Source organism: Nitrospirillum amazonense, from assembly GCF_007828045.1.
Taxonomy (GTDB): Bacteria; Pseudomonadota; Alphaproteobacteria; order Azospirillales; family Azospirillaceae; genus Nitrospirillum; species Nitrospirillum amazonense_C.
In genome coordinates, this window is sequence record NZ_VITN01000002.1 from 297,866 (window position 1) to 321,881 (window position 24,016).

The 24,016-nt window shown below is 69.3% G+C and carries 19 protein-coding genes; 6 read left to right on the forward strand and 13 right to left on the reverse strand.

Annotation, left to right across the window (positions count from 1 at the left end; all coding sequences use genetic code 11):
• Positions 1-13 precede the first annotated feature (13 nt).
• Positions 14-3,199, reverse strand: a complete 3,186-nt coding sequence (locus tag FBZ89_RS03820; protein ID WP_186457182.1) for a phosphoenolpyruvate carboxylase — start codon at positions 3,197-3,199, stop codon at positions 14-16.
• 317 nt (positions 3,200-3,516) lie between these two features.
• Here FBZ89_RS03820 and FBZ89_RS03825 point away from each other — a divergent pair, with 317 nt between their 5' ends.
• Positions 3,517-5,406, forward strand: a complete 1,890-nt coding sequence (locus tag FBZ89_RS03825; RefSeq protein ID WP_145748703.1) for a CYTH and CHAD domain-containing protein — start codon at positions 3,517-3,519, stop codon at positions 5,404-5,406.
• 14 nt (positions 5,407-5,420) lie between these two features.
• On the opposite strand, the gene FBZ89_RS03830 is transcribed toward FBZ89_RS03825, so the two are convergent.
• The 3 genes from FBZ89_RS03830 to FBZ89_RS03840 all read right to left on the reverse strand — a co-directional run bounded on the left by FBZ89_RS03830 (position 5,421) and on the right by FBZ89_RS03840 (position 8,644).
• Positions 5,421-6,119 carry an HdaA/DnaA family protein gene (locus FBZ89_RS03830; protein ID WP_186457183.1) on the reverse strand — a complete coding sequence of 233 codons (699 nt, stop codon included), beginning with the start codon at positions 6,117-6,119 and terminating at the stop codon, positions 5,421-5,423.
• Between the two features lie 66 nt (positions 6,120-6,185).
• Positions 6,186-7,337, reverse strand: a complete 1,152-nt coding sequence (locus FBZ89_RS03835) for an AI-2E family transporter (protein ID WP_145748705.1) — start codon at positions 7,335-7,337, stop codon at positions 6,186-6,188.
• Positions 7,338-7,408: 71 nt separating this feature from the next.
• Positions 7,409-8,644 (reverse strand): DUF2066 domain-containing protein, encoded by a 1,236-nt coding sequence (locus tag FBZ89_RS03840; protein WP_145748706.1) that lies wholly within the window; start codon positions 8,642-8,644, stop codon positions 7,409-7,411.
• A 147-nt stretch (positions 8,645-8,791) separates the two neighbouring features.
• On the opposite strand from FBZ89_RS03840, the gene purM reads away from it, so the two are divergent.
• Both purM and purN read left to right on the forward strand, forming a co-directional pair.
• Entirely contained in the window at positions 8,792-9,859 is a 1,068-nt protein-coding gene (purM, locus tag FBZ89_RS03845) for a phosphoribosylformylglycinamidine cyclo-ligase (protein WP_145748707.1), read from the forward strand.
• Positions 9,847-10,521 (forward strand): phosphoribosylglycinamide formyltransferase, encoded by a 675-nt coding sequence (gene purN / locus FBZ89_RS03850; protein WP_145748708.1) that lies wholly within the window; start codon positions 9,847-9,849, stop codon positions 10,519-10,521. Before purM ends, purN begins: the two co-directional genes overlap by 13 nt.
• Here the strand turns inward: purN and FBZ89_RS03855 are convergent.
• Entirely contained in the window at positions 10,518-11,000 is a 483-nt protein-coding gene (locus tag FBZ89_RS03855; RefSeq protein ID WP_145748709.1) for a MarR family winged helix-turn-helix transcriptional regulator, read from the reverse strand. The genes purN and FBZ89_RS03855 overlap by 4 nt on opposite strands.
• Positions 11,001-11,121: 121 nt before the next feature.
• Here FBZ89_RS03855 and FBZ89_RS03860 point away from each other — a divergent pair, with 121 nt between their 5' ends.
• Together FBZ89_RS03860 and FBZ89_RS03865 are read left to right on the forward strand one after the other, a co-directional pair.
• Positions 11,122-12,615, forward strand: coding sequence for an FAD-dependent oxidoreductase (locus FBZ89_RS03860; protein ID WP_145748710.1), 1,494 nt, complete (start codon positions 11,122-11,124; stop codon positions 12,613-12,615).
• A 101-nt stretch (positions 12,616-12,716) separates the two neighbouring features.
• On the forward strand, positions 12,717-12,944 hold the full coding sequence (locus FBZ89_RS03865) for a hypothetical protein (RefSeq protein WP_004272315.1): 228 nt from the start codon (positions 12,717-12,719) through the stop codon (positions 12,942-12,944).
• A 17-nt stretch (positions 12,945-12,961) separates the two neighbouring features.
• Here FBZ89_RS03865 and FBZ89_RS30685 read toward each other — a convergent pair whose 3' ends face one another.
• Positions 12,962-13,129 carry a hypothetical protein gene (locus FBZ89_RS30685; RefSeq protein ID WP_186457184.1) on the reverse strand — a complete coding sequence of 56 codons (168 nt, stop codon included), beginning with the start codon at positions 13,127-13,129 and terminating at the stop codon, positions 12,962-12,964.
• A 195-nt stretch (positions 13,130-13,324) separates the two neighbouring features.
• On the opposite strand from FBZ89_RS30685, the gene FBZ89_RS03870 reads away from it, so the two are divergent.
• On the forward strand, positions 13,325-15,745 hold the full coding sequence (locus tag FBZ89_RS03870; protein WP_145748711.1) for a tetratricopeptide repeat protein: 2,421 nt from the start codon (positions 13,325-13,327) through the stop codon (positions 15,743-15,745).
• A gap of 4 nt (positions 15,746-15,749) precedes the next feature.
• On the opposite strand, the gene FBZ89_RS03875 is transcribed toward FBZ89_RS03870, so the two are convergent.
• The 7 genes from FBZ89_RS03875 to FBZ89_RS03905 form a co-directional block, all read right to left on the reverse strand.
• Positions 15,750-16,100: a tRNA-binding protein gene (locus FBZ89_RS03875; protein WP_145748712.1), complete on the reverse strand. Its 351-nt coding sequence runs from the start codon at positions 16,098-16,100 to the stop codon at positions 15,750-15,752.
• A gap of 104 nt (positions 16,101-16,204) precedes the next feature.
• Positions 16,205-17,671, reverse strand: coding sequence for an NCS1 family nucleobase:cation symporter-1 (locus FBZ89_RS03880; protein ID WP_145748713.1), 1,467 nt, complete (start codon positions 17,669-17,671; stop codon positions 16,205-16,207).
• A 92-nt stretch (positions 17,672-17,763) separates the two neighbouring features.
• Entirely contained in the window at positions 17,764-19,224 is a 1,461-nt protein-coding gene (gene hydA / locus FBZ89_RS03885; protein WP_145748714.1) for a dihydropyrimidinase, read from the reverse strand.
• Positions 19,225-19,383: 159 nt separating this feature from the next.
• Positions 19,384-20,076, reverse strand: a complete 693-nt coding sequence (locus FBZ89_RS03890; RefSeq protein WP_145748715.1) for a TetR/AcrR family transcriptional regulator — start codon at positions 20,074-20,076, stop codon at positions 19,384-19,386.
• 40 nt (positions 20,077-20,116) lie between these two features.
• Positions 20,117-21,373 (reverse strand): Zn-dependent hydrolase, encoded by a 1,257-nt coding sequence (locus FBZ89_RS03895; protein WP_145748716.1) that lies wholly within the window; start codon positions 21,371-21,373, stop codon positions 20,117-20,119.
• A gap of 15 nt (positions 21,374-21,388) precedes the next feature.
• On the reverse strand, positions 21,389-22,675 hold the full coding sequence (gene preA, locus FBZ89_RS03900; RefSeq protein ID WP_145748717.1) for an NAD-dependent dihydropyrimidine dehydrogenase subunit PreA: 1,287 nt from the start codon (positions 22,673-22,675) through the stop codon (positions 21,389-21,391).
• Positions 22,676-22,693: 18 nt separating this feature from the next.
• Positions 22,694-24,010: an NAD(P)-dependent oxidoreductase gene (locus FBZ89_RS03905; protein WP_145748718.1), complete on the reverse strand. Its 1,317-nt coding sequence runs from the start codon at positions 24,008-24,010 to the stop codon at positions 22,694-22,696.
• Positions 24,011-24,016: the final 6 nt, after the last annotated feature.

The window sequence follows — 24,016 nt, forward strand, 5'->3', positions numbered from 1 at the left end:
TCCATGGCGCGCGTCAGCCGAAGAAGCCGATGCGCTGGGTGATGCCGTTGCCCACCCGGCGCACCAGGTCATACAGGCTGGCGATGGGCTTGAAGATGCGCTCGTTCTCCTGCCCGTAGTTCTGGCTGTCATCGCTGACGTAGGTGGCGCTTTCGCCGAAATCGCCCTCCCCCGCCGTCTCCGCCACGGGGAAGATACGGGACAGCAGGTCCAGGGCCCAGGGCACGTCCAGCTGCATCAGGCGCGCCATCAGGCGGCGATGGGTGATGTTGTGCTGGCTGGAGAACTGGGGGATGTGCGTCGCCCGCAGGAACATCTCCTGGATCAGGGCGATACGCAGGGCGTGCAGCACCAGGAGGCCGTTGCTCAGCGCCTCATCCGGCGGCGGCACCTGGCCCGGCACCGGATGCCGCTCCACCCGGGCCAACCCCTCCTCCAGCACGTCGAAGTCGCGGTAGAGCTTGCGGAAGATGCGGATCAGGCGGCTATGGAGGGGGTTGTCCTCCAGGATGGCCGCCAGGCGCCGCATCTCCTCCACCCGGGCGGGGTCGGCGGTGTGCGCGGCGCGCAGCAGCCAGAAGGCCGGGTCCAGGGTGTCGATATAGGCCTTCAGCGCGTCGGGGCTGGCGATGGCCACGCCGTACTCCACCATGCCCAGCAGCTGCCGGAAGCGGGGCGAGGTGCGGTAGAGGTCGGCGAAGTGCTCCGGATCCTTGTCGATGGCCTCGCCCACGCCGCTGACGGTGTTCGCCGGCAGGCCCATTTGCTGCAGGATGGCGTTGTGGGGGATGGCGCGGAACTGCGAGGCGCGGCTTTGGTCCACATCGTCGGCGTTGCCGTCGTGCTGGCGCTTGATGGCCCGGCTGCCCGAAGGATAGAGAAGGTTGGTGCCCAGGGCAGACAGCAGGGCGCCGTAGTTGGGATCCTCCACCAGCGACACCTGGAACTGCTTCACCGTGGTGAAGAATTCGCGGATGTAGTCGGCGTCGCCATAGAACGGGTCGTCATCCAGGGTGGCATGCTTGCCGCCCAGCATGTGTTCCAGGATGCGCGTGACCACGGCCAGGGCGCCCGGCTGGGTCACGAAGTAGAGATAGCCGTCGCCGCCCTGGAAGCTGACCTCCTGCTTGAAGGCGATCTTGTGGTGGCTCATGAACGACAGCGTGGCCGGCGCCGCGACATAGCCCAGGCGCTCGGGGAAGCCCGCCGGATGGGCGCCACGGCCGATGCTTTCACCGTGGGTATCGAAGATCACCAGTTGCACGCCGTCCAGGCGGTGGCGGGTGAACAGGCGGGCGATGCGCAGGCGCAGGCGCTCGATGCTGGCGGAGGCCGGCGTCTGGCCCAGATAGCGGCCGGCGTCGGAGAAGCCGGTCTGGATGCACAGGCGGCCGCGCCGCTTCACGTAGTCGCGATAATGCGGGTTGTCCAGCAACTGCTCGATGACGCGGCTGCCCACCTCCAGCGCCCGTTCCGTCTCGAACAAGGGGCTGATGTCCACCTTGTCGGCCACGCCGAACAGGCGGGCGTAGTAGAGCGCCGTCAGCACGGTGAAGGCCGATTCCGATTCCGCAATGAGGAAGCGGACAGGCACCGAGGCGTCGGCGTACTTCAGCATCTGGGCGACGACCATGAACAGCCGCTTGGCCGAGGTGCGTTCGGCGATGATGCTGCCGAAATTGATGCGCACCGGCCGCACCTCATCCAGCAGGCCGGTGATGGCGTTCAGGTACGATTGGCGGTAGCGCGGATCGTCCGGCGCCGTTTCCATGCCCACGGTCTTGCGCACGGCGTTGTGCAGCTGGGTGGCGTTGATGCGTACATGGGTGTGCGCCTGCCCCAGGCCGTAGTTCGACAGCTCCGCCTTCAGGATGGCCAGCCGTCGCACCACATCGTCGCCTTTAGCCCCCTTTCCCGCAACGGAGGCTAGGCGAATGGCGCGTTCCACCTGCTCGATGGCGTGCGCGGCCTCCACCAGGCGCAGGGGCAGGCCGTCGTGCATGCGCTGGGCGATAGCCTCGATGTCCTTCTGGGTGGTCGTCTCCCTGCCGAAGGCGGTGACTTCGTCCGACACCTGGGCGATGGCAAGCGCCAGACGGGATTCCAGCAGATCCAGCGTGTTGCGCAGGTCTTCCTGCACCGGCGCCACCTTGCGGATGGCCTGCACCTCGGCCAGGTAATGGCGCAGCTGGCCCAGTTGCACCACCAGGCGCTTGTGCAGGGTATCGGACCAGCGGATGTCCGAGCGGCCGTCCAGGTCGTAACCCACCCAGCTGGCCACGGTCAGCAGACGCGGCGTCAACTCCGACCATTGCTCGGGGTAGCGTTCCCGGGCCACCGCCAGCACGATGTCATAGACGGTGCGCAGCGCCGCCTGGATGTTGCTGATGGCCGCCAGCGACAGGCGATGCTCATCGGCCAGCGACAGCTCCCCCGGGCGCAGTTCCGTCGCGGCGACGGACGCGATCAGCGCCTTGCGCGCGGCGGCCGTCAAGGGCACCCCGGCCTCGTCCCGGCCGGTGGCCAGCTTGGCCATGGCGTCCATCAGCTCACCCGTCAGGTTGAAGGTCGGGTGCGCGGTGATGACGATGCCGAAAATCTCCTTCTCCACCTGGGCGCGGAAGGCCTCGAACGCCACCGGCTGGCCGTCGGCGCCCACGGCCAGGCCCTCGATCAGGGCGCGGATGCGGGCGGCGTTGGCGGCGGGGTCGGCCTCGCCCAGATAGGCGCCCAGGCGCCGGGCGCGGGCCAGGAAGCCCTCGGCCCCCAGATACTGGATGGCCTGCTCCACCGCGGCCAAATCCAATTCGCCGGAATGCAGGCGGCGGGAGACATCCAGCGCCAGCAGGGAAACGGGGTTGGCGAAGGGATCGGCGTCCGCCAGCTTGGTATAGCGGGTGAGGCGCGCCACCAGGTCGGCCGTCAGGCCCACGGCGTCGGCCTTGGGCGCGTCCGGCTGGTTCAGGCTGGTGAACTTGGCAACGGGGCGGTCCAGCAGCGGACCGGCCTTGGCCAGGGCCGCCAGCGTGGCGGCGTCGGCCGCCTTCACGTCCACGCCGGGCGTGGCGGTGGCGGTGCCAGCGGAGGCGGTTTCAGGGGTCTTCGCCGGCGTCACGGTCTTGGCCGGGGCCTGCCCGGAGTCGGTGGACTTTTCCGCGGACTTTTCAGCATCCCGCGACGCTGCCAGCGATGACTTCATGATGGTTCGATGCCCAGTTTGGTTGCTCATCCCTGATGCGCCGGACCGCCTGTGCCCATACGTTCCGCGTCCATCCGGCGTTAAGCATGACTTTGAGTCATTATCCTACCTCGCAACGGCGAAATGAACCGGTGGGGCGGGGGCCGGGTAAGGACGGACGAGGGTGGCGATTTATTGTGACGCAACGGAACCGTGAGACTATCGCAACTGTGCGCTGCAAGGCAATATAACGGAAAGAAATTTACCGATTGGACAGAATCGATGTAATTCCGCAACACGATCTTAACGTAAGCCCCGTCTTCGGTTATCCATTCAGGATGACGAACGGCCCCGCCCGCCCCACACCGACCACCAGCGGTCCCGACACCTCCGCCCCGGAGGCGGGGCGCGCCGCCGCCTCATCCCCCGCCGCTTACGAAACACCACCGTCGCCAGACGGTTCCCCGGCCGTCGCCACACCCCCGCCGCCCAAGCGCGCCCTGGCCGTGCGGGAGGTGGAGGTGAAGCTGGCGGCCACGCCGGCGGCACTGGCCCGCCTGCAAGCGCTGCCACTGCTGGCGCGCATGGCCGACGGCCCCCCCGCGCACCGCCACCAGGTGACGACGTATTATGACACCCCGGACCTGGCCCTGGCCGCCCACGGCCTGGCCCTGCGGGTGCGGCGGCAGGGCGGCCGGCGGGTGCAGACGGTGAAGACCTGGGCCTCCGACGCCGGCACCGCCGCCGCCGCCGGCCGGCGCGAATGGGAGTGGCAGCTGCCGGTTGAGGGCGACGGGCCCGATATCGGCCTGCTGCCCGCCGGGATTTTCAACCTGCTGACATCGACGCAGTGGGCGCGGGTCGCCCCCCGCTTCGCCACCGATATCGAGCGCACGGCCCTGCTGCTGCACCCCGACCCGCGCACCAGCGTGGAACTGGCCCTGGACCAGGGCGAGGTGCGCCTGTCCGTGCCCAATGACCATGAAACGGGCGCCGGGGAGGAGGCCACCTGGCCGGTGGCGGAAGTGGAGCTGGAGCTGAAGGGCGGCCGGGTCGCCGCCCTGTTCGAGGTGGCGGCCGCCCTGCACCATCACGCGCCCCTGCGCATCACCACGGGCAGCAAGGCCGACGCGGGCCTGCGCCTGTTGACCGGCAGGCCGGCGGCGGCCGTTCCCGCCCAGCCGGCGGCCCTGACGCCTGCGACCACGGTGGCGGAGGGCTTTCGCCACGCCACCCGCCATGCCCTGGGCCACCTGCTGGAAAACGCCACGGTGCTGCTGGAAAGCGGCGACACACAGGCCGTGCGCGAGATGGCGGCGGCCAGCCGCCGGTTGGACACAGCGATGCGCCTGCTGCGCCTGGCGATGACCTTGCCACCCACCGCCGGTCCCGCGCCGCTGGCCAGGGTGGGGGCTAAGGTGGGGGCCAACCCGCATGCGGAAGCGGCGGACGCCCTGCGCCGGCGCCTGGCCCCCCTGCGCGCCCTGCTGGAAACTGCGCGCGGCTGGGATCGCCTGGCCGAACGCGCCGTCCAACTGCCCGATCGCAAGGGGGCCGCCGGCCTGAGCAAACGCCAGCGCCTGGCCCTGGACCATGCCGCCACACAGGCGCGCCGCCGGGTGATGAAGCATCTGCGCGGCACCGGCCACACCGCCCTGGTGCTGGACCTGGCCGCCTGGATCGAGGGTGGCGGCTGGGCCTCCCCCGCGCTGGATCAGCCGCTGAAGACCGTGGCGCCCCGCCTGCTGGCCGAGCTGCAGGACAAGGTGGCCCGGGCCATAGCCCGGCTGGAGCTGCCGCCGCCCCCTCCGCCTGGCGCCAGGAATGCCGTGCTGGTGGCCAAGGCGCCCCCCGCCGCCGACGCGCTGGAGCGCCTGCGCCGCCGGGCACAGCGGCTGTATGAGACGGCGGAGGTCTGCCGCGGCCTTTATCCCGTGGCGACGGCCAAGCCCAAAGCGGCCAAGGGCGCCAAGACCACCCCGCCCAAGCGCCCCGCCGCCGATCCCCTGGCCCCCCTCGCCCGCCTGCACGGCGCCGTCACCGCCCCGGCCATTGCCCGCCAAGCCGCCCAATTGGTGGCGCAGCTGGCCAGGGCCACCGGCCCCAAGGCCCGCAGCACCCGCCTGCTATCCCGCCTGGCGCAGGAAGAGGCCGTGGCCCTGGCCAAGCTGCCGGCCACCTGGCGCGGCTACAGCCGGCGACGCATGTTCTGGATGGCGGGGCGGTAGCCGCCGGGGTGGCGTCAGGCGTCCGCCGGCTTGTCCTTAGGCTCCAGCACCTGGCGGCAGAAGGCCACGGTGATGGGCCTCTTGGCGGCCAGGGCGGCGCGGTCCAGCAGGGCCACAGTGCGCCGCGCGCTGTCGAAGGAGCGTTCGGTGTGGGTCATCAGCCAGGCGATGACCTCTTCCCCCACCCGCACCTGGCGATCGTCGAACAGCTTGACCAGCACGGCCATCAGCAGGGCGTCGTCGGGGGCGGCCATGCCCACGGCGGGGGCGGCCACCAGGCGGGAGCGCAGATCGGGAAGGCGCAGGGTCCAGTTGACGGGGGCGTAATGGGCCAGCAGCAGCAGCTGGCCGCCCGCCTCCTTGGTCACGTTGTAGAGATGCAGCAGGGCACGCTCCCGCACCGTGTCGCCCGAGATTTCATGCGTGCGGTCGATGACGGCGGTGCGGGTGGGGCCCAGCAGGTGCGGCACCTCCGCCGGGTCCAGATCCTCCGGCCCCAGCAGGGGCGCCCGGGAGCGGGCGCGCCACACCTGGGCCAGATGGCTCTTGCCGCAGCCGGGCGGCCCGTACAGCACCAGGGCCGGTGCCGGCCAATCCGGCCAGGCGTCCAGCCAGGCCACCGCGTCGGCGTTGCCCGGTGCCACCAGGAAGTCGGCCTCCCCCATGGCGGAACGGTGCCCCAGATCCAGGGGCAATTGTCTCAAGTCGGCCATGATTCCAGGGTCTTACCGGCAACGGGCACGAAAGGCGGACGGACGGGGCGCTGGCGGAACGCCGGGTCAGGGCACCGGCGGCGGCCCCCCAGCTTCCGTTCCCGGCGTGACCAGGCCTTCCTGGACCAGATCCTCGCGCAGCACCTCGTCCGGAGGCACGCCGGTGTAATAGCTGCTGGCGAGGTACTGGCGCAATCCGAAGCGCACCAACACGCCGATGACGGCCGCCACTGGTACCGCCAGCAGCACGCCGGTGAAGCCGAACAGGCTGCCGCCGGCCAGCAGGGCGAACATGACCCAGACGGGATGCAGACCCACCTTGTCGCCCACCAGCTTGGGCGTCAGGACATAGCCTTCCAGCAGGTGGCCCAGGATGTACAGCGCCACCACCAGCCCCTCGCGCCACAGGTCGTGGAACTGGAACAGGGCCACGCCCACGCTGGCGCCGAAGCCTACCACCGTGCCGACATAGGGGATGAAGGACAGGATGCCGGCGATCAGGCCGATGACCAGGCCGAAGTTCAGACCCACCGCCGTCATGGCCAGGGCGTAGAAGGCGCCCAGTGCCAGGCAGACGGTGGCCTGGCCGCGCACGAATCCGGCCAGCGTACGATCGACGGCGCGCAATTGCTCGCGCACCACCTCGGCGTGCTCGCGCGGCAGCCAGCCGTCCAGCGTGGCCACCATGCGGTCCCAGTCGCGCAGCAGGTAGAAGGCTACCACCGGCGTGATGAACAGCAGGGACACCAGGCCGAACAGGGCGGCGCCGCCGGTGAACAGGTTCTTGATGAAGTCCGCCCCCCAGCCCACCAGGGTCCCGACGTACTCGCTGGCCGCACCGCGCAGCCGCTCGATGTCATCCGGAGGCAGGGCGGCCATCAGGCTGCGGACCCGCTGCATGGTCTCATCCCGGGCCCAAGTGATGATGGCCGGCAGGCTTTCGATCAGTTGGGTGACCTGCTGCTGGATCAAGGGCACCAGCAGCAGGATGCAGAGCACGACGACGATGACGAAGGTCAGCAACACCACGCAGGTGGCGGCCAGACGCGGCAGCCCGAAGCCCTCCAGCCGGTCGGCCACGGGGTCCAGCAGATAGGCGATGGCCATGCCGGCGACGAAGGGCAGCAGCATGCCGCGCAGCAGCCAGATCAGGGCGACGCCCACGACAAGACCGATCAGCCAGAACCGTATCTGCCGCCCCGCATGCGTCTCCGCCATCGTCCCCCCGCCAACACCGAATCAGGCACATGCCCAGACAGTAACAGATAAGGCCCTGGAATCAGGCACCCTTATGACGGAGCGCCGGCCAGGCTGATCTGGTAACGCACCTCAGCCGGCGGCGCGGGGGCGGGGGCGGGGGCGGCCCCCGGGGCGGCATCCATGTCGGACAGCACCAGGTCACGTTGGGCCAGGGCCGTCTTCAGGTGACCGACGTCGCCCAGCACGGTCAGGGTGAGCAGGGCCTCGGTGGTCTTGAGCGCGCTGGTGTCCACCTGGGTGACCATGGGCACACCGGCCAGCCGCCGCCGCACCTCCACGAGGGTGGTGAGGTCGGTCAGGGGCACGCGCACGGCCACCTGGCCGGACTGGTGGGCGTCCACCACTACGCGGCGCTTCCACCCCTCCTCCACCCGGTCCACCACCGTGGCCACGGCCAGGCCCAAGGCGGCGGGCGGTGGCGGCGGGGCGGTCGCCCCGGCGGCGGGCGGCGCGGTGTCGGCGGCGGGCAGCGGGCGGGTAACGAAGGCCGATTGCAGCACCGTCTCCGGCGGCGACAGGCCCTCACCCGGCACAAAGATGCTGAGCGTCAGCTGATAGCCCTTGGCGGCGTCGCCCTCCAGCCGGGCGACGACGACCTGGCCGGCGCCGTGCCGCGCGGCGATATGGGCCAGCACGCCGGCATCCGGCGCCAGGGCCGCCTTGGCCGGCAGCTCGCCCTGGTCGGCAGCGTCCGGCGGCGCCAGGGCCACGGGCACCAGCCCGTCCACCGGGCCGATCTGCGACCAAGCCTGGCGCCAAGGGCCATCGGTCCACAGCGCGGGTTCGGCACCGGTGGCATCCACCGGCAGCACCAGGGCGGGCTTGCCCACCATCTCGGCATAGCGCACGCCGTTCTGCTGCAGCAGCTGGCGCACGGCGGCGGGGCGGAACCGGACGGTGAAGCGGCCGACATAGCGAACGGACGACGCGCGCTCCTGCTCCAGCTCGAAGCCCGCCACCAGGGCCTCCAGCTCGCCCTGACTGACAGCCGGGGGCTGGCGGCCGTCGGCGGCCGGGGTCAGCTTGCGGAACAGGCGGGCCAAGGCCTCGCGCTGGGCTTGCAGGATGGCCTGGTCGCGGGCCTGGTTGGCGTTGCCGGCGGTAACGTCCACATCCACGCCCTGCTCAACAAAGGCCTGTTCCGCGGCGGCGCTCCTGCCCGCCTCGGCACGGGCGGTGCCAGCAAGGGCGCCGGCGGCCAGGGCCAGGAAAACGGCGCCCCGAAACCCGGTCTGGCGCAAGAGGGGGATGCAGCGGTGCGGCATTGCAAAGCCTTCCGATATTGCTATGTTCGGCCCCGAAACCCGGGCGGGTCATGGAACCGTCTTAAACGGACGGTCGCGGGCGGCGGCCTTTAGAGCAGCCGGCCCCTGACGGACGCCCCTTCTTAGCCCAGGCCCTGCGAGGACGCCATAAGCACCTATTCGTACAAGGACGCCGGTGTCGACATCGACGCGGGCAACGCCCTGGTCGAGGCCATCAAGCCCCTGGCCAAGTCCACCGCGCGCACCGGTTCCGACGCCGGCCTGGGCGGCTTCGGCGCCCTGTTCGACCTGCGCGCCGCCGGCTTCACCGACCCCTTGCTGGTGTCGACCACCGACGGCGTAGGCACCAAGCTGAAGGTCGCCATCGACGCCAAGCGCCATGACACGGTCGGTATCGACCTGGTCGCCATGTGCGTCAACGACCTGGTGGTGCAGGGGGCCGAACCCTTGCTGTTCCTGGATTATTTCGCGACCGGAAAGTTGGACGTGGCCGCCGGCCGCGCCATCGTCGCCGGCATCGCCGAGGGCTGCCGCCAGGCGGGCTGCGCCTTGGTGGGGGGTGAGACGGCCGAGATGCCGGGCATGTACGCCGATGGCGACTATGACCTGGCCGGCTTCTCCGTGGGTGCTGTGGAACGGTCGCAGGTGCTGACCGGCGCCGGTGTCGCCGCCGGCGACGTGGTGCTGGGCCTGGCGTCCAGCGGCGTCCATTCCAACGGCTATTCCCTGGTGCGCAAGCTGGTGTCCGTCTCCGGCCTGAGCTATGAGGAGGAGGCCCCTTTCGCCCCGGGCAAGACACTGGGCGAGGCGCTGCTGACCCCCACCCGGATTTATGTGAAGAGCACGCTGGCCGCGGTGCGCGCCGGCCTGGTGAAGGCCATGGCCCACATCACCGGCGGCGGCCTGATCGAGAACATTCCGCGCGTGCTGCCCGACGGCTTGGGCGTCACCCTGGACGCCACGTCCTGGACCCTGCCGCCGGTGTTCCGCTGGATGGCCGGTATCGGCAATATCGCCGACCTGGAACTGGCCCGCACCTTCAACTGCGGCATCGGCATGGCCGTGGTGGTCCCCGCGGACAAGGCGGATGAGGCGATCGCCATCCTGACGCAGGGCGGCGAGACCGTCACCCGCATCGGCCAGGTCGTACCGGTGGCGGCCGATGCCGCCCATCGCGTCACGGTGACCGGCACGGACAAGGCATGGCACTCGTAATCAGTGGAACGCCCGGCAAGCTCAAGCTGGGCGTTCTCATTTCCGGCCGGGGCAGCAACCTGCAGTCCCTGATGAACGCCGCCGCGGCCCCGGACTTCCCCGCGACGGTGGCGCTGGTCCTGTCCAACAAGGCAGACGCCGCGGGGCTGGAGCGGGCGCGGGGCGCCGACATCCCGGCCCTGGCCCTGCCGCACAAGGACTACGCCGACAAGCCGGCGTTCGAGCAGGCCATGACCCGCGCGCTGGAGGATGCCGGCGTGCAACTGGTCTGCCTGGCCGGCTTCATGCGGCTGCTGTCGCCCTGGTTCGTGGACCATTGGCGCGACCGGCTGATCAATATCCACCCGTCGCTGCTGCCCGCCTTCCCCGGCATCGACACGCACCAGCGGGCGCTGGACGCCGGTGTGCGTTTCCACGGCTGCACGGTGCACTACGTCCGCAGCGAGGTGGACAGCGGCCCCATCGTGGCCCAGGCCGCCGTGCCGGTGCGGGCCGACGACACCGCCGACACCCTGTCCGCCCGCGTCCTGGCGGCGGAGCATGAGCTCTATCCCCTGGCCGTGCGCCTCATCGCCGAGGGCCGGGTGACGGTGGCGGGCAATCGCGCCGTGCTGACCACTCCCCTGCCCATCCCCGCCACCGCGATGAATCCCGCGCTTTAAGACGCCCCAGCGTGCCCATTCCCACCGGAATGGGCACCGCCGGTGTCCACCCACGCCTTGGCTTGGTCCGCCAGGCGGCGTAGCAGCCGCGCCAGGGTGGCCTTGTCCTCCTCCGTCCAATCGGCCAGCACCGCCGCATACATGCGGCTGCGCGCCCGGCCTATCGCATCGACCATGGCCTGGCCGGCGGGTGTCACCACGGCCTCGCGCACCCGCGCGTCGGTGGCCCCGGCCCGCCGCTCAACCAAGCCCAGGCTTTCCAGCTTCGCCACCTGCCTGCTGACCGTGGAATGGTCGCGGCCCGCCAGTTCGGCCAGCTCCACCACGCCGAGGGGCCCGCGCAGGCCGATGCGCACCAGCAAGGGGAACAGCGCCCGGTCCAGCGACACGCCAGCCAGGTTCAACAGGTATTGGTCCGGCTGGGGGCGGTTCACCACCCCCACCAGATCCATCAGCGCTTCATGCAGCTCGTTTCTCATGTGTGCATTATGCACATTTTCCTTGGCAAGCGTCCAGGACGCAGATATATGTGCATTATACACGGGATTTGCGGCGCGGCGCGCCCATATCCGTGCATCATGCACATAATCGGAGAATCCCATGACTCGTTTCGATACCGATATCCTGATCGTGGGCGCGGGCGCCGCCGGCCTCACCCTGGCGCTGGATCTGGCCCGCCGGGGCATCGACTTCCGCCTGGTGGAGAAGAACGCCGGGCCCTTCCCCGGCTCACGCGGCAAGGGCCTGCAACCCCGCAGCCTGGAGGTGTTCGAGGATCTAGGCGTGCTGGCCGAAATGCAGGCCGTGGGCGGCCCCTATCCCACCGTGCTGACTTATCAGGGCGGACAGGTGGTGCGCACCCAGTTGCACGAGGTTCAGGCCCCCACTCCGGCGGAGCCCTACGGCAACCCGCTGATGGTGCCGCAATTCCAGACGGAAGCGATCTTGCGCCGCCGCCTGGGGGCCTTCGGTCCCACCCCCGCCTTCGCCACGGAGCTGACGGATTTCGACCAGGACGCCGAGGGCGTCACCGCCCGGCTGCGCACCGCTGATGGTGAGATCACCCTGCGCGCCCGTTACCTGGTCGGCACCGATGGCGGCCGCAGCTTCGTCCGCCATGCGCTGGGCATCGGCTTCCCGGGGGAGACGCTGCCCTTCCGCGCCATCATCGGCGACATGCCCATCGCCGGGCTGGCCTTCGACGCCTGGCACCGCTGGTACACCCCCGACGCCCAGCTGGCGCTGTGCCCCCTGGCCGGCACCGACCTGTTCCAGGTGGTGGCCCAGGTGCCGGATGAGGTGACACCCACCCGAGAGCTGGTCAACGTCATCGTGCGGGAACGCACCGGCCGTGACGACCTGACGGTAGGGGAACCCACCTGGCTGTCCACCCTGCGCGTCAACCTGCGCCTGGCCGACCGTTATCGCGTGGGCCGCGTGTTCATCGCCGGCGACGCCGCCCATGTGCACCCGCCCACCGGCGGTCAGGGCCTGAACACCAGCGTGCAGGATGCCTACAACCTGGGCTGGAAACTGGCCGCCGTGCTGCGGGGGGCGCCGGACGGCCTGCTGGACACCTATGAGGCGGAGCGCCGGCCCGTCGCCGCCCACGTGCTGGGCCTCAGCGGCCGGCTGCTGGGCCAGATGGGCACGGCGGAGGGGATGCGCCGGGGACGGGAGACGCGCGAGCTGGACCTGAGCTATCGCGACGGCCCGCTGGCCGCCGAAGCCCGGGCCAATCCCGGGCGGGTAATGGCCGGCGATCGCGCCCCGGACGCGCCCTGCCGGACGGCGGCGGACACCCCCACACGACTGTTCGACGTCTACCAGGGGCCGCACTTCACCCTGCTGGGCTATGGCGTGGGCCAGGATGCGGTTGACGGCGGCTGGCCGGGGGATGTCAGGGCGCTCACCGTGGCGCCGCAAGGCAGCGGGCAAACGGCCGACCTGACGGACGATGCCGGGCATGTCGCCCAGGCCTACGACCTCACCCCGGGCACATGGGTGCTGGTGCGGCCGGACGGCTACATCGCCGCCACCGCCCAGGACGCGGGCGCCATCCGCAACTGGCTGCGGGCCACAACCCAGGCGTGACCCGAACCGGTCGGCGAACAACGCGGCCCCTTGCCAGGGGCCCGCGTTTGCGCATAAACCTTGGGAAACGGGTTTCGTCTCGGGATAAGGGAGGGCAAGATATGGCCGGTGCTCACAGCGGTGCGGTCGCGGTCAGCGACGCGGTGGTCAAGGAACATGCCGACGGCTGGCATTCGTTCACCCGCTTCGTGAAGGCGGGCATCATCTCCGTCGTCCTGCTGCTGCTGATGTTCCTGGCGCACTTCGCCCTGGGCTGGGGCTTTTCCATGTTCCTGATGATCGTCGGCGACATCATCCTGGTCCTGGCCCTGCTGCTGGGCAAGGTCTAGCTTTTTCCCCTAGGCCATCAGGCCGCCTTACCCATCGGCGCCTTCCGCAGTTCGTGCATCACGAAGTCGCGGAAGGCGCCGATGCGTTTTGAGCCGCGCAGCGCCGGCAACGCCCGCTGAATCCGGATCAGGCCCCGTTTCTGGGCCTGGGCGCCCTCTGCGAGGAAGCAGCGTGCCGATGCCAAGGCCGCCGCACATGGCGAGACGCCCCGCCTGCGCATCATCGACCGCCACGGCCGGCAGGCGCGGCGCCGCCATCATATCTGGGTATAGGGGGACAATCCCCCCGGGTGTAAGGCACCCGGACCGGGACACGCAGGCCCATTGTGTCCGCGCGCGCCTTCGACATATGTGTAAACAAATGACTTTCAGGCCCCAAGATGTCGAAGCACCTGGACGCGGCGATTCAGTTTCATCAGGCCGGCCGCCTTGCCGAAGCCGAACAGCAGTACCGCCGCGCGATCGATACCGGCGACAAGGGGCTTGCCCGCAACCTGCTGGGGGTGCTGTGCGCCCAGACGGGCCGGGTGGCGGAAGGCATCACCCTGATCCGCCAGGCCATCGCCCTTAACAAACGGGTCCCGGAATTCCATTCCAACTTGGCCGTGGTGCTGCTGGAGGCCGGGGATGCCCAGGGCGCGGCCGCAGCCTGCCGGCAAGCCCTGCAATTGAACCCCAACCTGGCCGACGCTCAGATCAACCTGGGCGCCGCCCTGTTGCGACTGGGCCAACACCAGGACGCGGTGCCACCCCTGCGACGGGGCGCCAAGGCCAGCCCCGGCAATGTCGAGGCGCACCGCAATCTGGGCCTGGCCCTGCTCGGCACCGGCCAGCCGGCCGAAGCGGCGGACAGTTTCCGCGCCGGCATCGCCCAGGCCCCCACCCACGCCGATTGCTGGACCGGCCTGGTCGCGGCACTGGAGCAGTGCCAATCCCCCCACCTGGGGCAAGCGCTGGAGGAGGCCGTGGCCCGCTGCCCGGGCGACATCCGTCTCAGGATCAAGCTGACGGCGCACCGGCTGGCGGCGGGCGAGATGGACTCGGCCGAAGCCATGGCCCGGCAGACGGCGGCGGGCGCCCCGGCGGCCCTGGACGCGATCGTCATGCTGGCCAATGTCCTGACCGCCCAGGGTCGCAAGCCTGAGGCTCATCGGGTGCTGAGCGATTGGCTGGACCGGGGCGACACCTCACCGCAGGCCTTGACCACCCTGGCCGATGCCTTCATGGGCCTGGGCGACGATGCCCTGGCGGAGCAGCTTTTCCAGCGGGCCATGGCGCTGGAGCCCGGCGCCGGCCAGGCCATGCTGGGCCTGGGCCTGCTGATGCGCCGCCTTGACCGTGGCCAGGAAGCGCTCACCCTGTTGGACCGGTGCGCCCGCGATCTGCCGGACTCCGCCCTGGCGCAGGCCGCCTATGGTGATCTGTTGTTGGCCATGGGCCGGCCCGCCGCCGCCCTGGCCCATGCCCGGCGCGCGCAGACGTTGACGCCCGACGACCCCGAGGTCCTGTTGGCCCTGGGCAACGCCCTGCGCGACCTGGGGGAAATCGACGCGGCGCTGGCGGCGTTGGCGCATGCCGTGGCCGTGGCGCCGGAGCGGGCGGACATCCATTCCAACCTGATCTACACCCGCCTTTTCCATCCCGCGGTGACCCTTGCCCAGGTGCGGGCGGAGCATGTCGCGTGGGCGCGACGGCACGCCCAACCCGCTCCACCAGCCCCGCCGGCCAGGGGCCACGGGCCCCTGCGCATCGGCCTGGTTTCAGGCGACTTCCGCAACCATCCCGTTGGCTATTTCATCGTCCGGGCGCTGGAGGCGCTGGCCAGACGGGGGGTGACGCTGATCGCCTACGCCAACCAGCGGGTGGAGGACGACATCACCCGCCGGGTGCAAGCCGTATGTATGTGGCGGCCCATCCAGGGGCTGGATGCCCCGACGGTGGCGCGACAGGTCCGCGAGGATGACATCGACGTCCTGATCGATCTTGCCGGCCACATCGCCGGCAACCGGCTGGACGTGTTCGCCTTGCGGCCGGCGCCTCGCCAAGCGACCTGGGCCGGCTATATGGCGACCACCGGCCTGGCGCAGATGGACCTGATCATCGCCGATCCCCATCACATCCCGCCCGAAGCCGAAGAATTCTATACCGAGCGGGTCGCGCGTATGCCGCACAGCTTCCTGTGCTACGAGCCACCGGCCGCGACACCCGCCATGACGCCGCCACCGGCGGATGGCAACGGCCATGTCACCTTCGGCTGCTTCAATATCGCGGCCAAGCTCAACGCCGACGTCATCTCCTGCTGGGCGCGAATCCTGACCCTCGTGCCGGGGTCCCGCCTGCTGCTGAAATCGCGCGGCCTGGATGAGGCGCCCGTTCAGACCCGCATTCTGAAGCACTTCCGCGCCGGCGGCATCGATGCCGCACGCCTCGACTTCCTGGGCGCCACGCCACGGGCGGAGCACGTCGCCTGCATGCAACGGGTCGATATTGCGCTGGACCCGTTCCCCTTCGCCGGCAGCACCACCACGCTGGAATCCCTGTGGATGGGTCTGCCCGTGGTGACCCTGACGGGGCAGACCTTTTCCGGCCGCCATTCCACCTGCTTTCTCAGCGTGTTGGGCCTGACCTCGCTGATGGCGACCACCGTTGAGGAATATGTGGACATCGCCGTCCGGCTGGCCACCAACCCGGAAGAGGTCGCGGACCTGCGACAGCGGCTGCGCCCCGCCATGGCCGCCTCACCCCTTTGCGACGCTGGGGCCTTCGCCGACGACTTCACCCGGCTGCTGCGGTCGGCCTGAGTCGTCAGTATACCGTCTCCCCCGGCGGCACGGCCGACCAGGGGGTCAGCACGATGACGTTGCCCTCGGCGTTGCGGGCCCCCAGAATCAGGACCTCCGACAGGAAGCCGGCGATGTTGCGCGGCGGAAAGTTGCAGACGCAGACCACCTGGGCGCCCACCAGATCATCGGGGGCATAGTGCGTGATCTGGGCACTGGACCATTTGATGCCCAGTTCGCCCAGATCCACCGCCACCTTGTAGGACGGGTTGCGCGCCTTGGGGAAAGGCTGGACCTCCGCCACCCGGCCCACCCGGATGTCCAGATCCAGGAAAGTCGCCACCTCCGCCTGCGGTTTCAGGGGTGCCACCGCCATCGTCGTCCTCCCATGCCTCGATGTCCGGGACTATGGCAGGCGGCGGGGGCGCCGTCTTGGCCCAGGCTACGGTTTCCTGGGCCTGGCCTCCACTTCGTCACAAGTCACTGCGCCGCTGGCCGGCGCATCAACGCGGCGTACAGGATGGTGGAAATGAACAGGCCGGTGAACCAGGCGTAGCTGTAGATGGCCTGGAAGAAGGCCGGCACGCCGGCGAAGGCCGCCGGGAAGGCGGCGTGCAGGAAGCCCGGGATGTTGGGCAGCACGGCCAGGACGAAGGCCGCCAGGGCCGTCAGGTTCCAGCCGCCGCTGTAGGCGTAGGGTCCGTTGAGGTCGAACAGGCCCTCCAGGCTCAGGCGCGCCCGCCGCACCAGCCAATAGTCGGCCAGCATGATGCCCAGCAGCGGCCCCAGCAGGGCGCCGTAGCCCAGCAGCCAGGTGAAGATGTACCCCTCGGTGCTCTCGATCAGCTTCCACGGCATCATGATGACGCCGATGGCGGCGGTGATGTGGCCGCCGCGGCTGAAGTTCACCGCCCGGGGGAAGATGGCGGCAAAGTCATAGGCCGGACCCACGGTGTTGGCCGCCAGGTTCACGCACAGCGTGTCGATGACGATGATGGCGAGGCCGATGGCCACGGCGATGCCCTCCATCCGGCCGGCCAGGTCCACCGGATCCCAGATGGCCTTGCCATAGACCGTGATGGTCGCGGAGGTGACGGCCACGCTGATGAAGGCCAGGCCAGCCATGGGCAGCGGCAGGCCCAGCGCCTGGCCCTGGTACTGGTCCTTCTGGCTGCGGGCGAAGCGGGTGAAGTCGGGAATGTTGATGGCCAGGGTGGACCAATAGCCCACCATGGCCGTCAGGCCCGGCAGGAAGGCCGCCCAGAACCCGCCCTCCTTGGCGCCGCCGGGGCCGAACTGCGACGGGGCCGACAGCAGGCTGCCGAAGCCGCCAGCCTTGTCATAGGCCCACCACAGCAGCGCCAGGATGATGAGGATCTTCAGGGGTGCTGTCACCGTCTCCACCCAGCGGATGGATTCCGGCCCTTTGGCGATGAAATAGAGATGCAGGGCCCAGAACAGGAAGAAGCACGCCAGTTGGCCGGCGTTGATGCCGAACCAGCCCAGTTTGGCCCCGTCCAGCGCGCCCGCCGTCAGGATGTTGCCGATGGCGTAGATGGCGCTGCCGCCCACCCAGCATTGGATGCCGAACCAGCCGCAGGCGATCAGCGCGCGCAGCAGGGCCGGCAGCTTGTTGCCCCGCACGCCGAAGGCGGAGCGGGCGATGACGGCGAAAGGCACACCGTATTTGGCGCCGGAGTGGCCCACCAGCAGCATGGGCGCCAGAACGATCAGGTTGCCCAGCAGCACCGTGCCGACAGCCTGCCACGCCGACATGCCCTGCTCGATCAGGCCCGACGCCAGCATGTAGGAGGGGATACACATGACCATGCCCACCCACAGCGCCGCGAAATGCACCCAGCGCCAGGTGCGGTGCCCCGCATCCACCGGCGCCAGGTCCGCGTTCCAGATTTCGGAGGTCGTGTCGACCCCATGCCCCGTGCCCATATGCGCCCCCAGTTCAACCTTATGGTTGCTTATACCCGCGGCAAACCCAACACCGTTCTCATTTTCTTATTTATTGAGAAAATTAAAAGCGCTCAGCCCCGGTCTACACCCGTGGGCTTCAGCGCGTCCCGCCGCTTCGCGGCGGCATCGAAGCCGGGGGCGAAGGCCGGGCGATCGACGTGGCGGCCGGCGCCGCGCACGGCGCGCAGATCACCATCCTGCCAGGCAACGCGGCCGGCGGTCAGGGTCACGCGCGGCAGGCCCTTCACCTCCATGCCCTCGAAGATGTTGTAGTCCACGTTCTGGTGGTGGGTCTTGGCGGAGATGGTCTTGGTGGCCGCCGGGTCCCACACCACCAGGTCGGCGTCGGCACCAACGGCGACCGAGCCCTTGCGCGGGTAGATGTTGAAGATCTGCGCGGCGTTGGCCGAGGTGACCTTGACGAATTCGTTCATGGTCAGCCGGCCGCTGTTCACCCCATGGTGCCACAGCACGGCCATGCGATCCTCCACCCCGCCCGTTCCGTTGGGGATGCGGGTGAAGTCGTTGCAGCCGGCGGCCTTCTGCGGGGCGCAGAAGCAGCAATGGTCGGTGGCGGTGGTGTGCAGCGTGCCGGATTGCAGGCCGTGCCACAGGGCGGCCTGATGCTCCTTGGGGCGGAAGGGCGGGCTCATGACATGGGCGGCCGCCACCTCGAAATCGGAATGGCGGTAGACGCTGTCATCCACCAGCAGGTGGCCCGCCAGCACCTCGCCATACACCCGGTGGCCGTCCATGCGGCCACGCGCGATGGCTTCCAGCGCCTCCCGGCAGCTGACATGGACGATGTACAACGGCACGCCCAGCACCTTGGCGATCTGGATGGCGCGGTTCGCCGCCTCCCCCTCCACCGCCGTGGGGCGGGACAGGGGGTGGGCCTCCGGGCCGGTAAGGCCTTGCGCCAGCAGCTGCTTCTGCAGCTGGAACACCAGCTCGCCATTCTCGGCGTGGACGGTGGGCATGGCGCCCAGTTCCAGGGCGCGGGTGAAACTGTTCACCAGCACCTCGTCATCGCACATGATGGCGTTCTTGTAGGCCATGAAGTGCTTGAAGCTGTTCACGCCGTGCTCGCGCACCAGGGTGCCCATGTCGGCGCGCACGCTGTCATCCCACCAGGTGATGGCGACGTGGAAGGAATAGTCGGCCGCCGCCTTTTCCGCCCAGCCACGCCAGGTGCGGTAGGCCTCCATGACATTCTGCTTGGGGTTGGGGATGACGAAATCGATGATCATGGTGGTGCCACCGGCCAGGCCCGCCGCCGTGCCGGTGTAGAAATCATCGCTGGCCACCGTGCCCATGAAGGGCAGCTGCATGTGGGTGTGCGGGTCGATGCCGCCGGGCATGACGTAGCACCCGCCGGCGTCCACCACCGTCGCGTCCGACGGCGCCACCAGATCCGGGCCCACCGCCCGGACCACCCCCTCCTCGGCATAGACATCGGCGCGGAAGGTCTGATCGGCGGTGACCACGGTGCCGCCCCGGATCAGGGTGCGAACGGAGGGGGGGCTGGTCATGGGAAGTCTCCTGTTAAATAGCCCTCAAACGCCGGGCGCCGCCATCCGGCGGCTTGGCTTCCTCACGTTTCAGTCCGCTTTCGCTTCCCGAAACGCTCCGGCGGCCCCGGTCGGGGCCTACAACGGCATGAGACCAAGGTCCCATGCCGTTGCTACGATTCAGGGCGAGGGCAGCGACAAGCCGGCCCCCCGCAGGATGAAGCGCACGACCTCCACCGTGATGGTGTCGAAGTCGCGGCGGGTCAGCTTCTTACGGCCCAGCACGGCGCGCACCTGGGCGTCGAAGTCGGCGTAATGCTGCGTCACCGCCCAGATGAAGAAGAAGAAGTGCTTGGTATCCACCGGGGCCATGCGGCCCTCGGCGATCCAGCCGTCCAGCACGGCCGACTTCTCATCCACCAGCTTCTTCAGGTCGGACGTCAGGAAACCTTCGATCTCGGCGGCGCCATGGATGATCTCGCTGGCGAAGACCTTGGACACCACCGGGCGGTCGCGCGTGGCCCGCATCTTGGCACGGATGTAACCCGCCAGCGCCTGGGCCGGGTCGCTGTCCGGCGTGACATGGGCCAAGGGGTCCAGCCATTGCTTCAGGATGTCGGCCAGCACGGCACGGTACAGGTCGTGCTTGGTGCTGAAATAATAATGCACGTTGGCCTTGGGCAGGCCGGCGCGCAGCGCGATGGCCGCCGTGGTGGCGCCGCCGTAACCTTGCTCGGCGAACACCTGTTCCGCCGCCGTCAGGATGCGCCGCAGATTCTCACGCCGGATCCCACCCTCGGGCGCCGCGGCCGACGCGTCCGCCCGTACCGTCTTCTGGTCCTTCTTGGACGCTCCCCCAACACCCTGCGGCATCTGTACTCTCAACCCCTCGACCCATTGCTTGGAAAACGGGTCAGGTGGCGTCGGCCTTCGCCACCACGGCCCGCAACAGAACATTGCACCCGGCCTCACACCATTCCGGATGCGCGTGTTCAATCTCGTTATGGCTGATGCCGTCCACACAAGGAATGAAGATCATCGATGTCGGGGTTACACGGGCCAGGTAGCAGGCGTCGTGCCCCGCCCCGGACACCATGTCGCGGTTGCTGTAGCCCAATTCCGCCACGGCGCCGCGCACGGCATCGACGCACCCCGCGTCGAACTTCACCGGGGCATAGTACCAAATCTGCTCGAATTCCGTTTCCAGGCCGATTTCCTGGGCGACTCGTGTAACGGCGTTACGCAGTTTGGCGTCCATCTCCGCCAGCACGGCGTCGTCCGGGTGGCGGAAGTCGACGGTGAAGAACACCCGGCCGGGGATGACGTTGCGGGAATTGGGGTGGATCTGCATCAGGCCCACGGTGGCGCAGGCCAGGGGGGCGTGTTCCAGGCCAATGCGGTTGACCGCGTCCACCATGCGCGCGGCGCCCAGCAGGGCGTCGCGCCGGCGGCTCATGGGCGTGGGGCCGGCGTGGGCCTCCTGCCCCGTGAAGGTGATCTCATACCAGCGTTGGCCCTGGCAGTCGGTGACCACGCCGATGGTCTTGTCCTCCGCCTCCAGGATGGGGCCCTGCTCGATATGCGCCTCGAAATAGGCGCCCAGCTCCCGGCCGCGTATGGGCGTGTCGCCGGCGTAGCCGATGCGCGCCAGCTCCTCCCCCATGGTCTTGCCATCCAGGTCCTTGCGCGACAGGCCATACTCCAGGTCGAAGGCGCCGGCGAAGACGCCCGAGGCCACCATGGCCGGCGCGAAGCGGGACCCTTCCTCATTGGTCCAGGCCACCACCTCGATGGGCGCCTCGGTCTGGTAGTTCAGGTCGTTCAGGGTGCGCACCACCTCCAGCCCCGCCAGCACGCCATAGACGCCGTCGAACTTGCCGCCCGTGGGCTGGCTGTCCAGATGGCTGCCCATCAGGATGGGCGGCAGCGCGTTGTTGCGGCCGGGGCGGCGGGCGAAGATGTTGCCGATGGCGTCCACCGTTATGGTGCAGCCAGCGTCCCGGCACCATGTCACGAACAGGTCGCGGCTCTGCTTGTCCAGGTCCGTCAGGGCCAGCCGGCAGACACCGCCCTTGGGCGTGGCGCCGATCTGGGCCATCTCCATCAGGCTGTCCCATAGCCGGCTGCCATTGATGGCGACGTTTGTGCCGAACTTGGCCTCAGTGCTCATGTCTCATACGCTCCCTTATTCGGCGGCTTTCGGCGGCTGGATGCGGGCGGGGTTCTGCGGATGCTCCGGCCAGGTCAGATAGGGCCGGCCCGTGTCCTGCTCATGCATGGTGATGCAATCCGGCACCGGGCAGACATGGGCGCACAGGTTGCAGCCCACGCACTCCTCATCCACCACCTCGAACAGGCGTTTCCCGTCGCCGGACAGGATGCGGATGGCCTGGTGCGAGGTATCCTCGCAGGCGATATGGCAGCGGCCGCAATCGATGCACAGATCCTTGTCGATCTTCGCCTTGGTGACGAAGTTCATGTTCAGGTCGTTCCAGTTGACGACATTGGGCACGGCGCGGCCCTGGAAATCGGCCAGGCTGCGATAGCCCTTCTCATCCATCCAGGCCGACAGGCCGTCGATCATGTCCTCGACGATGCGGAAGCCATAGGTCATGGCGGCGGTGCAGACCTGGACGGAGCCGCAGCCCAAGGCCAGGAACTCCGCCGCGTCGCGCCAGGTGCCGATGCCGCCGATGCCGGAGATGGGCAGGCCCCGCGTGTCCGGGTTGCGCGCGATCTCCGCCACCATGTTCAGCGCGATGGGCTTCACCGCCGGGCCGCAATAGCCGCCATGCGTGCCCTTGCCGCCCACGGTGGGGGTGGGCGCCATGGCGTCCAGGTCGATGGAGGCGATGGAGTTGACGGTGTTGATCAGCGACACGGCGTCGGCGCCACCGCGCTTGGCCGCTTCCGCCGACCACAGCACATTGGTGATGTTGGGGGTCAGCTTCACGATCACCGGCAGGCGGGTGGCGTTCTTCACCCAGCGGGTCACCTGCTCCACCATCTCCGGCACCTGGCCGATGGCGGAACCCATGCCGCGCTCGCACATGCCGTGGGGGCAGCCGAAGTTCAGCTCCAACCCGTCCGCCCCGGTGGGCTCGATCCGCCGGGCCAGGCCGGCCCATGCCTCCTCCGTCATCACCGCCATGAGGGAGACGACGACGGCGCGGTCGGGCCACGCCTTCTTGACCGCCGCGATCTCCCGCAAGTTGACCTCCAGCGGGCGATCGGTGATCAGCTCGATGTTGTTGAAGCCGATCATGGCGCGGTTGCTGTCCAGCAGGGCGCCATAGCGGCTGCTGACGTTGACCACGGGCGGGTCCTCGCCCAGGGTCTTCCACACCACGCCGCCCCAGCCGGCCTTGAAGGCCCGAACGATGTTGTATTCCTTGTCCGTGGGCGGGGCGGAGGCCAGCCAGAACGGGTTGGGCGATTTGATGCCGGCGATGGTGCCGCGAAGATCGGCCATGGGTCGTCCCTCCCCTGCTCAAGCCTTGAGGTAAGCGTCGATGGCGAAGGCCGCCGCCTTGCCGTCCGCCACGGACTGCACGGTCAGATCCTCGCCGCTTTTGATGCAATCGCCGCCGGCATAGACGCCGGGCAGGCTGGTGGCCAGGGTCTCGTCCACCTGGATGCGGCCGCCGGCCAGGGCCAAGCCGTCCAGCCCGCCGGGCGCCAGCTTCTGTCCCACGGCCTTCAGCACCACGTCGCAGGGGATGGTCACCGTCTCGCCGGTACCAACCAAGCGGCCGGCGTTCATCGCCATGCGTTCCAACACGATGCCGCTGACGGCGCCGCCGCCCCCCAGGATCTCCCGCGGCGCCAGCCAGGTGCGCAGGACCACACCCTGGGTGCGGGCAAGATCCTGCTCATGCCCCGTGGCGCCCATCTCGGCCATGCCCCGGCGATAAGCCATGGTGACCTCCGCCGCCCCGGCGCACAGCGACTGGATGGCGGCGTCCACCGCTGTGTTGCCGCCACCGATGACCACCACACGGCGACCTGTCAGGCTCACCGGCGGGGCGGCCCGCTGACGCAGCGCGGCGATGACGTCCACCGCGTCGGCCACGCCGGCCAAATCCTCGCCGGCCACGCCCAGGGTGTTGATACCGGCAAGGCCGATCCCCAGGAATACGGCGTCGAAATCCTGGCGCAGTTGGGCCAGCGTGACGTCGCGGCCCAGTGCCACGCCCGTCTTCACCGTGATGCCGCCCAGGGACAGGATGAAGTCCAACTCGCGCTGGGCGAAGTCGTCGACCATCTTGTAGGCGGCCAGGCCATATTCGTTCAGGCCGCCGGCCTTGGCGCGGGCTTCGTACACCGCGACCTCGTGCCCCAGCAGGGCCAGCCGGTGGGCGCAGGCGAGGCCGGCGGGGCCGCCGCCGACCACCGCGACATGCTTGCCGGTCGGCGCCTGCCGGGTGAAGGGCTGTACCCCCGCCTTGAACAGCACGTCGGTGGCATAGCGTTGCAGCCCGCCGATCAGCACCGGCTCCGCCTCCGCCTTGTTGCGCACGCAGGCCTGTTCGCACAGCACCTCCGTCGGGCAGGCGCGGGCGCAGGTGCCGCCCATGATGTTGGCGTCCAGGATGGTGCGGGCGGCCCCCTTCACGTTGCCGGTGCCGATCTTGCGGATGAAGCCCGGAATGTCGATGGCGGTGGGGCAGGCCGTGACACACGCCGCCTCATAGCAATATAGGCACCGGCTGCTCTCCGCCATGGCCTGCAAGGCGGTGAAGGGGGACACCAAGTCCCGATCCAGGCTGAGCTGGTTACTGTGGGCGGCCCCGTTTACGCCACTCATCTACTG